The 2,059-nt window shown below is 44.9% G+C and carries 2 protein-coding genes; both read left to right on the plus strand.

From position 1 onward, the window contains the following. Positions 1-9: 9 nt before the first annotated feature. Positions 10-168, plus strand: coding sequence for a type IX secretion system membrane protein PorP/SprF (locus LZZ90_RS13920; protein WP_370640715.1), 159 nt, complete (start codon positions 10-12; stop codon positions 166-168). 20 nt (positions 169-188) lie between these two features. Beyond that, positions 189-2,057, plus strand: coding sequence for an OmpA family protein (locus LZZ90_RS13925; protein WP_237791312.1), 1,869 nt, complete (start codon positions 189-191; stop codon positions 2,055-2,057). Positions 2,058-2,059: the final 2 nt, after the last annotated feature.

Here is a 2,059-nt window from a genome sequence, read left to right on the forward strand (position 1 = left end):
TTCGGAGCGATGGTAAACTTCTCGGTTACCCCGAACCTTCGTTTAGGGTACGCTTACGATTACATCGTATCGGATTTATCGGCTAAGACGAAGTCTTCCCATGAGTTTATGTTGTTGTGGGATGTCAACTTCTACAAGAAAGTATCCACTTCACCACGATTTTTCTAATTTAACAGCGACTTACAGACATGAAGAAAACCTATATCACTTTAAGTTTTGCACTCGCTGGTTTGACCTTATCAGCACAAAACAAGAACACGCAAGCTGCGGATAAACTCTACAACCGTTATGAGTACATCGATGCTGCGGAGGAATATTTAAAATTGGTCAGCGCCAATAAAGCGGACAATTACGTGTACCGTCAATTGGCCGAGAGTTATTACAATGTTTTCAACACGGCCGAGGCAGCTAAATGGTATGCCAAAGCTACGGAAGAAAAACAGGACGCGGAGGTATACTACCGCTATGCCCAAATGCTGAAAGCCGGTGGAAAATACGCAGAGGCCAACCAGCAGATGGAGAAATTTTCAGCTATGGTTCCGAATGATCAGCGTGCTATTGCCTTTAAAAAGGAGCCGAACTACATTCCAAGATTAACGGCGCAGAACAAGATGTTCGATACGAAAAACATCGACATTAACAGCGATAAGTCGGACTTTGGAGCAGTGCTTTCCAGCGACAATACGTTGTACTTCGCTTCGGCCAGAAACACAGCCAGAAAGAGCTACGGATGGAATGATGAGCCGTTTTTAGACTTGTACAAAGCTACAAGAAACGACGACGGTACGTACAGTAAACCAACGGAAGTGGAAGGCGTGAATACAAAATTCCACGACGGACCGGCTAGTATTAGTGCGGACGGTAATACGATGTACTTCACCAGTGAGAGTTTCAAGAGCGGAGAGTTTGAAAAGGACAAATCCAAAAAACTGAAATTCGGTAAAGTAGGTATTTTCAAAGCAACCCGAGTAGACGGGAAATGGGGTAACATCCAGGCCTTACCGTTTAACAGCAAAGAATACAACGTTGGAAACCCAAGTTTATCCAAAGACGGTAAAACCTTGTACTTTTCTTCGGATATGCCGGGTACTGTGGGTGGATCAGACATCTGGAAAGTGGCGGTAAACGAGAGCAATACTTACGGAACACCGGAGAACTTAGGAACCACTATCAACACTGAAGGAAGAGAGAACTTCCCGTTCATCACCGACGACAACAAATTGTTTTTCTCCTCGGAAGGCCGTCAAGGTTTTGGAGGATTGGATGTTTTTGTGGTGGATTTAAACAAAGGGACAGAAGTAAAGAACGTTGGAAAACCGATCAACTCGGAGAAAGACGACTTTGCGTTCTCCTTCAACACGGATAAGAAAATCGGGTACTACACCAGTAACCGAAGTGGTCAGGACGATATCTACGTAGCTAACCCAATCTGTGGAGTTCAACTGAACACGACGACCAAAAATGCTAAAACCGGCGAATTGTTGGCAGGAGCATCGGTGGCGATCTTAGACGATAAGAACAACGTGATTGAAACCAGGGCTACCGAAGCAAACGGAATGGTTACTTACGGAGTGGAGTGTGAGAAAGCTTACACGCTGCAAGTATCCAAAGACGGTTTTGTGAGCAAAACAGTTCCGGTGGCTAAGAGCCAAGGCGGAGAGTTCCCGATGGAAATTGCTTTAGATCCGATTGATGTGATTGTAACGGAAACGGAAGTAATCTTAAACGACATCTTCTTCGAATACAACAAAAGCAACATCACCAAACAAGGCGCGTTTGAGTTAGACAAACTGGTTCAGGTGATGAAAAACAGCCCAGCAATGGTGATCATGGTAAAATCACACACCGACAGCCGCGGAACCGACAAGTTCAACATGAACCTATCGGACCGAAGAGCTAAGTCTACCGTGCAGTACGTAATCTCTAAAGGGATTGCTAAAGACCGCATCTCCGGACAAGGTTACGGTGAGAGCCAATTGAAAGAACAATGTGATCCGTGCTCGGAAGAACAACACGCGAAGAACAGACGTTCTGAGTTTATGATTGTGAAGAAATAATC

This window comes from Flavobacterium sp. SM15, from assembly GCF_022012335.1.
Classification (GTDB): Bacteria; Bacteroidota; Bacteroidia; order Flavobacteriales; family Flavobacteriaceae; genus Flavobacterium.

Bases quoted from the DNA above. Each gene is read 5' to 3' on its own strand.
- LZZ90_RS13920 (WP_370640715.1), top strand. From the start codon at position 10: ATGGTAAACTTCTCGGTTACCCCGAACCTTCGTTTAGGGTACGCTTAC.
- LZZ90_RS13925 (WP_237791312.1), top strand. From the start codon at position 189: ATGAAGAAAACCTATATCACTTTAAGTTTTGCACTCGCTGGTTTGACC.